We start from the raw sequence: 6,946 nt of genomic DNA, 5'->3' as shown, positions 1-6,946 counted from the left end.
GGCAGTCGTTCCACACCACACGCGCACACCCGAACGCACGGGCCAGCGCACGGCGCTGGGAGGCGTCCGGGTAGGCCCGGTAGTTGTAGCGGAGCTGCACGCGCAAGATCCTACTACGGTTGGTCTCATGGATGGGAAGAATGACTACAGGCGTGGCAGACACGTTGTTTCGGCGATGCACGTGCACTTGGTCTTCGTGACGAAGTACCGGCGCGGGGTGTTCAACGATGAGATACTGACGCGCTGCGAAGAGATCATGCGCAAGGTCTGCGAGGACTTCGAAGCGGAGCTGAAGGAGTTCAACGGCGAACGCGATCACGTCCACCTCCTGGTGCACTACCCGCCCAAGGTCGCCGTCTCCAAGCTGGTCAACAGCCTCAAGGGCGTCTCCGCTCGCCGGATACGGCAGGAGTTCACCGGCAGGATCAACCGCGCCGTCATGCACGGACACCTGTGGTCGCCCTCGTATTTCTCCGCATCGTGCGGCGGAGCACCGTTGGCGATCGTCCGCCAGTACATCGAGCAGCAAAAACGTCCGCTCTGAAGTGCACGTCAGAGCAGTCTTGAGATGCATTCATCCCCGGCGTGAACGCCGGGGCTTTCTGTAAGGAACCCGGTAACTGTGGTTGAGCAGGAGCGGGACGGCGTCCGGTTCGGGTGAACGCAGGTGCAGGAAGTGGATGGTCTGCCCGTCGATCTCGGTCACGAACTGCGGGAAGGTGTTGAGCCTGGCTTCGTGGGCCCGCCAGTCGAACCCGTCCGCCCAGTAGGCGGCCAGCTCATGAAGGTGGGCTGGTGGGATGCCCCGGTCCCAGTCGGAGCCGGTACCGGGCACCGGGTACGGCGATCGGGTGCGGGCCAGACGGTCATGCAGATCGTCCAGGTCGGCCTGCGGGATCTGGATACGGAACGGAGTGATGTCGGCGCTCATGGTGATCAAGGTAGGGGTGGAGCGGGTCGTGCGGCGTCGACCGTCGAAGTGGTGCGTGTCGTGCGGGGCGTGGATCAACCGCACAGATCGACTCCACCGCGCCGGGCAACCTCGGCACCCTTGGGGAAAAGCGCGGTTAGGTGACTCCCCGTCGGCCATGCAGAAGAGACGCGGCTCATGCGCGGTGGTCGGCCGCTCGAACCGCGGGTACGCGGTTCGCTCGACCGAGGTCGCAAGTCCCGCCGCAGGCGGGCCGACTCCGGTGCGGGGTGCGTCGATGGGGCGATGAGTGACGCGCCCGTCCCGCCCGGCGCGCTGCAAACGGAGGTGTATGGCCGTCGCGTTCCGGCGGGGGCGGTGGCTGGTGGGATCCTGGGGCCTCGTCGTGGTGCGGACTTCGTCAGTCGGGGGCTTGGGGGAGTGCGGCGGAGTTCGTGAGGGTGTCGAGTTGGGCGGCGAGATCGGCGTGGGCGGCTGCCAGGTGGGGGCGGGTGGCGTTGAGGGGGAGGATGAGCTCGGCGGGATCGTTGTGGGCGAGGGCCGCGTGAAGCAGGCCGAGCGGGTGGCCGGCCGCGGTGGGCAGGTCGGTGAGGGCGGTGATCTGGCCGGCGAGCCGGCGCAGGTCGGCGGCGTTGCGGCGGGCCCAGGTGGCGGTGGTGCGTTGTGCGGCGCGGCGTTCGCGGGTGGCCTGGACGCGTTGTTCTCCGGTGGTTCCCGCGGGGCCGGGCCTGCCCCGCAGGTAGCGGCGTTCGGCGGCCTGACGGCTGGCCACGCCGAGGGGATGGGCGAGGTCGGCCCAACTGGCGCCTGCGTGGCGGGCGGTTTCGATCAGGCCGGTTTCCCATCCGGCGAGTTGCTCGCGCACCTGCCGCAACAGCAGGAGGGAGGCCAAGGCCTGCTCCGGGCCGACCCCGGCGGCTGCGGGGGCCTCGGGCGTCCCGCGCTGGGCTGCGCGCAGGGCGTCCTCTATGGCTTTCAGTGCCGCCGCCGCGGCGAGGAACGAGGCCGGGCTCTGGGCGTCGGCGCTGGAAGAGGCTGGCTGGTCGGCTGCTGTCACGGGCACCTTCCTCGGCATGTCATCCATGGGACGACACTGCGTTTGTCATCCTTTGGATGACATGCTACAACGGATTCAGTGCAGCGCATTGGCAGCAACTGCCCGAACCTGCTGGAGGTGTTTCGTGATGTTGATGCGCACCGACCCCTTCCGTGAGCTCGACCGGCTGGCTCAGCAGCTGATGGGCCCGGGCACCTGGTCGAGGCCGGGCGCGATGGCGATGGACGCCTACCGCGAGGGTGACGAGTACGTGGTGGCCTTCGACCTGCCCGGCGTCAGCGCGGAGGCGATCGACATCGACGTCGAGCGGAACATGCTGACCGTCAAGGCCGAGCGCCGTCCCGCCGCGAAGGCCGACGACGTGCAGATGGAACTCTCCGAACGGCCGCTGGGTGTCTTCTCCCGCCAGATCGTGCTGGCGGACACCCTCGACACCGAGCGCATCAAGGCCGACTACGACGCGGGCGTGCTCACCCTGCGCATCCCGATCGCCGAGCGCGCCAAGCCCCGCAAGATCTCCATCGGCGCCGGATCCGACCGCAAGGAGATCTCCGGCTGAGCCGGACGACGCGGACTTGTCAGCGGCGGAGGACGGGCATCTGATCTCCCCCTCACCCCGTCCTCCGCGTCCACGCGCGGACCGAAGAAGGGTGGCTGCCGAGGTGACCCTGCGCCAGGAAGCGTTCCTCGACCGCATGAAAGAACGCGGCGACTACAACAGCCTGCGGGAGGCGGAGCGCGCGGCCCGCGTGGTGCTCGCCCTGCTGGGCGCGCACCTGGTCGGCGACGTCCGCGCCCAGTTGGCGGCCCGCCTGCCCGAAGGCTTCGCCCTGATCCTCCTCAACCCCCTCCAGAGCGCTGAGCCCCTGTCACCCGAGCGGTTCGTACGGGCGGCGGCGGCCTGGATCGAGGGGGCCACCGAACAGACCGCCACCTGGGACGTCAGCGCCGTCCTCAGCACGGTCGCCGACGCCGCCGGCGACGACCTCCTGGGGCAGATCCTGCTCCAGCTCCCCGCGGGCTACGACCTCCTCTTCGGTCGCCCCCAGCCCGTATGACCGCGCACACCGCCGGTGCTCGCGCACAGGCCCGGCAACAGAAAGGGAACCACCGCAGTGATGTCCGACCGGCGTCCACCCCTCCAGTACCCGCCTGTGATGACGTACGGGCAGTTGCTGGAGAAGGTCCGCTACGAGGGCGCCTACCCCACCCGGGAGAAGGCCGAGGAAGTCGTCCGTCTGGTCCTCGCGGGACTCGGGCGCCAGCTGACGGGCGACGAACGTGTCGGCCTGGCCGCCCGCCTCCCCGTCGAAGCCGCCCGCGTGCTCGCCGAACAGATCCCCGCTCCCCAGCCCCTGACCGGCTGGGCCTTCGTCGAAGACCTCGCCGCCCGCACCGGCGCCTCCCTGGGCACCACCCGCTGGGACGCCGGATCCGTCCTCTGTGTCGTCGCGGCCCTGGCCGGTCCCGATCTCCTCACCGATGTCCTGCGCGGGCTCCCGTCCGGCTACGCGCTGCTGTTCGGCCGCGCCGAACTCACCCAGGCCGCGTAGGCGAAGCTCGCCACAGATGACGCAGACCGTGCCCGCCGGGTGTCGGTGATCTTCCCCGGCGGAGGGAGTGGCCCCGAACCGGACTCGGGGCCGCTCGCGGACGGCCCTCTGCGCGAGCAAGCCGGCCGCGCCGGGGCACGTTCGGGAACCCTCGGCGGCGCGGGCCTGGCGGGGGTCTTCCCGATCATGCCGCGGGGCTCACTGGCTGTGGTCGCACTGCTCTGCACGCCGGTCACCGGACTCGCCCCGGCTGCCCGGAGACGGGGCTGACGGTTGCGTGGACCGCGCTGCCGAGGGCGGCGGTGTGTCCGGGGGGCCTGGGCCGATGACGATGACGCCGCGTCGGTCCGGCACCGTGCTCATGCCCGGGCCTCCGGCGCGATCTCCTTGATCAGGCCCTCGACCAGCGCCTTGATCTCGTCCCGGATCGGACGCACGGCCTCGACGCCCTGGCCCGCCGGGTCCTCCAGCGTCCAGTCCAGGTACCGCTTGCCGGGGAAGACCGGGCAGGTGTCGCCGCAGCCCATGGTGATGCAGACGTCGGATTCCCTGACCGCGTCCACGGTGAGCATCTTCGGCACCTCGGCGGAGATGTCGATGCCGACCTCGGCCATGGCCTCGACGGCGGCCGGGTTGACGCCCGCGCCCGGGTCGGAGCCGGCGGAGCGGACCTCGACGCGGTCCCCGGCCAGGTGGGCCAGCCACGCGGCGGCCATCTGGGAGCGGCCGGCGTTGTGGACGCAGACGAAGAGCACGGAGGGCTTGTCGGGCATCGGAGGTCTCGCCTGTCTCGCGGGGACGGAGGGCACAGGTTCATATCAGTACCCGATGGTGTCAGCCACCACTGATATGAAAGTATCAGTCCATGATGACGTCAGTCGACACTGATCTGATCCGGGTTCTGGCCGACCCCCTCAGGCTGCGGATCGTGACCCTGCTCGCCCAGGAGACGCTCTGCACCACCCACCTGGTGGAGGAGACCGGTGCCCGCCAGACCAACCTCTCCAACCACCTGAGAGTGCTGCGCGAGGCCGGAGTGGTCGAGACCGAGCCGTGCGGCCGTTTCACGTACTACAAGCTCAAGCCGGACGTCATCGCCCAGCTCGCCGGCCGGTTCGCCGACCTGGCCGAGTCCGCCCGCACCGCCGCCGACAACAAGAGGGCCTGCCCGTGACCCCCGCCGAAGCCGCCGCGACCACCCCCGAGGAGTCCTCGGTCGTCGCGAAGCTGTCGACGCTCGACCGTTTCCTCGCCGTCTGGATCCTGCTCGCCATGGCCCTCGGCCTCGGCCTCGGGCGCGCCGTCCCCGGTCTGGACGACGCCCTGGCGAAGGTCGAGATCGGCGGCATCTCCCTGCCGATCGCCGTCGGCCTGCTGATCATGATGTATCCGGTCCTGGCCAAGGTCCGCTACGACCAGCTCGACGCCGTCACCGGCGACAAGAAGCTCATGGCCTTGTCCCTGGCCGTCAACTGGCTCGTCGGCCCGGCCGTCATGTTCGCGCTGGCCTGGATCTTCCTGCCGGACCTGCCCGAGTACCGCACCGGCCTGATCATCGTCGGCCTGGCCCGCTGCATCGCCATGGTCATCATCTGGAACGACCTCGCCCGCGGCGACCGCGAGGCAGCCGCCGTCCTCGTCGCCCTCAACTCCGTCTTCCAGGTCCTGGCATTCGGCCTGCTCGGCTGGTTCTACCTCGACATCCTGCCCGGCTGGCTGAACCTGGGCGACGGCGAGCACCTCGACATCTCGATGGGGAAGATCGCCCTGAACGTGGTCATCTTCCTCGGCGTCCCGCTGCTGGCGGGCTTCCTCACCCGCCGCATCGGCGAGAAGAAGCTCGGCCAGGAGAAGTACGAATCCGCCTTCCTCCCGAGGATCGGCCCGTGGGCGCTGTACGGCCTGCTCTTCACGATCGTCATCCTCTTCGCCCTTCAGGGCGAGACGATCACCTCGCAGCCCTTGGACGTGGCCCGCATCGCGCTGCCGCTGCTGGTGTACTTCGCGGTGATGTGGTTCGGCACCTTCGCCCTCGGCAAGGTCATCGGCCTCGCCTACGACCGCACCGCGACCCTCGCGTTCACGGCGGCCGGCAACAACTTCGAGCTGGCCATCGCGGTCGCCATCGCCACCTTCGGCGTCACCTCCGGCCAGGCCCTGTCCGGCGTGGTCGGCCCGCTGATCGAGGTCCCGGTGCTCGTGGCGCTCGTGTATGTGTCCCTGGCCTGGCGGCGGAAGTTCGGCGCCGAACGGCAGCTCACACCGGCCTCATGATGGGCGACACACAGGTGGTGATCGTCGGCGGCGGTCAGTCCGGGCTCGCCGCCGGCTACCATCTGCGCCGCCTCGGCCTGGAGTCCGTCGTCCTCGACGCCCAGGCCGGGCCGGGCGGTGCCTGGCAGCACGCCTGGGAGTCCCTGCACCTGTTCTCCCCGGCTGCGTACTCGTCACTGCCCGGCCGGCTCATGCCACCGCAGGCCGGTGCGCACTACCCGGACGCCGGGCACGTGGTGGCGTACCTGCGCTATTACGAGAAGCGGTACGAACTCCCGGTCCAGCGCCCGGTTCACGTCGCGGGAGTGCACCGGGAGGGTGAACTCCTGCGCGTGGAGACCGACTCGGGCACCTGGCGGGCCCGCGCGGTGATCAGCGCGACCGGCACCTGGTGGCGCCCCTTCATCCCCGCCGTACCCGGCCGCGGCACGTTCGGCGGGGAGCAACTGCACACCAGCGGATACCGGCGACCGCAGGACTTCACGGGCCGCCGCGTGGTCGTCGTCGGAGGCGGCAACTCCGGCGCCCAGATCGCCGCCGACCTCGCCCACCACACCCACCTGACCTGGGCCACCCGGCGCCCGCCCCGTTTCCTCGCCGACGACATCGACGGCCGCGCACTGTTCGACGCGGCCACCGCCCGCCGCCGCGCCCTGGACGAGGGCCGTGCCGACACCGGCGGCGTCGCCTCGCTGGGCGACATCGTCGCCGTACCGCCCGTGCGCGCGGCCCGGGACGCCGGACTGCTCCGGAGCGCCCCGATGTTCACCCGCCTTCTTCCCGGCGGCGTCGAGTGGGCCGACGGCACCCGCGCCGGGGCCGACGCGATCATCTGGTGCACGGGCTTCCGGCCCGCCCTCTCTCATCTCGCCCCGCTCCGGCTCCGCGGCCGACGCGGCCGTATCGCCGTCACCGGCACCCGGGCGGCGGACGAACCGCGCCTGCACCTGCTCGGCTACGGCGACTGGACCGGACCCGCCTCCGCCACCCTCATCGGCGTCGGCCGACCCGCCCGCCAGGCGGCCCGGGAGATCGCGGACCTGCTCGCCTTCCCCAAGGGCGGGCCGGGGAGGTAGACGCGCAGGGCCACTGGGGGAGGTGTCGGGCGCGGTCGGAGGACAGGGCGGCTGC

General features: G+C 70.7%; 10 protein-coding genes and 1 pseudogene. 7 read left to right on the top strand and 4 right to left on the bottom strand.

All coding sequences use genetic code 11. The annotated features are described in order from the left end of the window. Window positions 1-100, bottom strand: a 100-nt coding sequence (locus tag PV682_RS28240) for a helix-turn-helix domain-containing protein (protein WP_319734622.1), incomplete at its 3' end; no start/stop codon positions are given. 27 nt (window positions 101-127) lie between these two features. On the opposite strand from PV682_RS28240, the gene tnpA reads away from it, so the two are divergent. Then, complete coding sequence (tnpA, locus tag PV682_RS28235; protein ID WP_319734615.1) at window positions 128-544, top strand: IS200/IS605 family transposase; 417 nt, start codon at window positions 128-130, stop codon at window positions 542-544. A gap of 72 nt (window positions 545-616) precedes the next feature. On the opposite strand, the pseudogene PV682_RS28230 reads toward tnpA, so the two are convergent. Beyond that, window positions 617-931 (bottom strand): annotated as a pseudogene (locus PV682_RS28230) (epoxide hydrolase N-terminal domain-containing protein); the annotation flags it as partial. A gap of 400 nt (window positions 932-1,331) precedes the next feature. After that, window positions 1,332-1,988, bottom strand: coding sequence for a type III effector protein (locus PV682_RS28225; protein ID WP_319734613.1), 657 nt, complete (start codon window positions 1,986-1,988; stop codon window positions 1,332-1,334). A gap of 127 nt (window positions 1,989-2,115) precedes the next feature. Here PV682_RS28225 and PV682_RS28220 point away from each other — a divergent pair, with 127 nt between their 5' ends. The 3 genes from PV682_RS28220 (at window position 2,116) to PV682_RS28210 (ending at window position 3,541) form a co-directional block, all read left to right on the top strand. Beyond that, window positions 2,116-2,547: an Hsp20/alpha crystallin family protein gene (locus tag PV682_RS28220; RefSeq protein WP_319734612.1), complete on the top strand. Its 432-nt coding sequence runs from the start codon at window positions 2,116-2,118 to the stop codon at window positions 2,545-2,547. Between the two features lie 103 nt (window positions 2,548-2,650). After that, on the top strand, window positions 2,651-3,046 hold the full coding sequence (locus PV682_RS28215; RefSeq protein WP_319734621.1) for a DUF2267 domain-containing protein: 396 nt from the start codon (window positions 2,651-2,653) through the stop codon (window positions 3,044-3,046). 60 nt (window positions 3,047-3,106) lie between these two features. Continuing rightward, on the top strand, window positions 3,107-3,541 hold the full coding sequence (locus tag PV682_RS28210; RefSeq protein WP_407705752.1) for a DUF2267 domain-containing protein: 435 nt from the start codon (window positions 3,107-3,109) through the stop codon (window positions 3,539-3,541). A 359-nt stretch (window positions 3,542-3,900) separates the two neighbouring features. Here PV682_RS28210 and PV682_RS28205 read toward each other — a convergent pair whose 3' ends face one another. Then, window positions 3,901-4,314, bottom strand: coding sequence for an arsenate reductase ArsC (locus tag PV682_RS28205; protein WP_319734610.1), 414 nt, complete (start codon window positions 4,312-4,314; stop codon window positions 3,901-3,903). A gap of 92 nt (window positions 4,315-4,406) precedes the next feature. Here PV682_RS28205 and PV682_RS28200 point away from each other — a divergent pair, with 92 nt between their 5' ends. The 3 genes from PV682_RS28200 to PV682_RS28190 are packed head-to-tail and all read left to right on the top strand — an operon-like array spanning window position 4,407 to window position 6,891. Then, window positions 4,407-4,715, top strand: a complete 309-nt coding sequence (locus PV682_RS28200; RefSeq protein ID WP_319734609.1) for an ArsR/SmtB family transcription factor — start codon at window positions 4,407-4,409, stop codon at window positions 4,713-4,715. Beyond that, a complete protein-coding gene (gene arsB, locus PV682_RS28195) occupies window positions 4,712-5,815 on the top strand; it encodes an ACR3 family arsenite efflux transporter (RefSeq protein WP_319734608.1) in 1,104 nt (367 codons plus the stop codon). Before PV682_RS28200 ends, arsB begins: the two co-directional genes overlap by 4 nt. Continuing rightward, on the top strand, window positions 5,812-6,891 hold the full coding sequence (locus PV682_RS28190; RefSeq protein WP_319734607.1) for an ArsO family NAD(P)H-dependent flavin-containing monooxygenase: 1,080 nt from the start codon (window positions 5,812-5,814) through the stop codon (window positions 6,889-6,891). The genes arsB and PV682_RS28190 overlap by 4 nt, the downstream gene beginning before the upstream one ends. The last annotated feature ends 55 nt before the right edge of the window (window positions 6,892-6,946 follow it).

The sequence above is a fragment of the Streptomyces niveiscabiei genome (assembly GCF_033794345.1).
GTDB lineage: Bacteria > Actinomycetota > Actinomycetes > Streptomycetales > Streptomycetaceae > Streptomyces > Streptomyces niveiscabiei.
This window is presented reverse-complemented; position numbering and strand designations above follow the sequence as displayed.

Excerpts from the sequence above, each read along its gene's own strand:
- tnpA (WP_319734615.1), top strand. The coding sequence starts at position 128 with ATGGATGGGAAGAATGACTACAGGCGTGGCAGACACGTTGTTTCGGCG.
- PV682_RS28190 (WP_319734607.1), top strand. The coding sequence starts at position 5,812 with ATGATGGGCGACACACAGGTGGTGATCGTCGGCGGCGGTCAGTCCGGG.
- PV682_RS28200 (WP_319734609.1), top strand. The coding sequence starts at position 4,407 with ATGATGACGTCAGTCGACACTGATCTGATCCGGGTTCTGGCCGACCCC.
- PV682_RS28205 (WP_319734610.1), bottom strand. The coding sequence starts at position 4,314 with ATGCCCGACAAGCCCTCCGTGCTCTTCGTCTGCGTCCACAACGCCGGC.
- PV682_RS28220 (WP_319734612.1), top strand. The coding sequence starts at position 2,116 with ATGTTGATGCGCACCGACCCCTTCCGTGAGCTCGACCGGCTGGCTCAG.
- PV682_RS28210 (WP_407705752.1), top strand. The coding sequence starts at position 3,107 with ATGTCCGACCGGCGTCCACCCCTCCAGTACCCGCCTGTGATGACGTAC.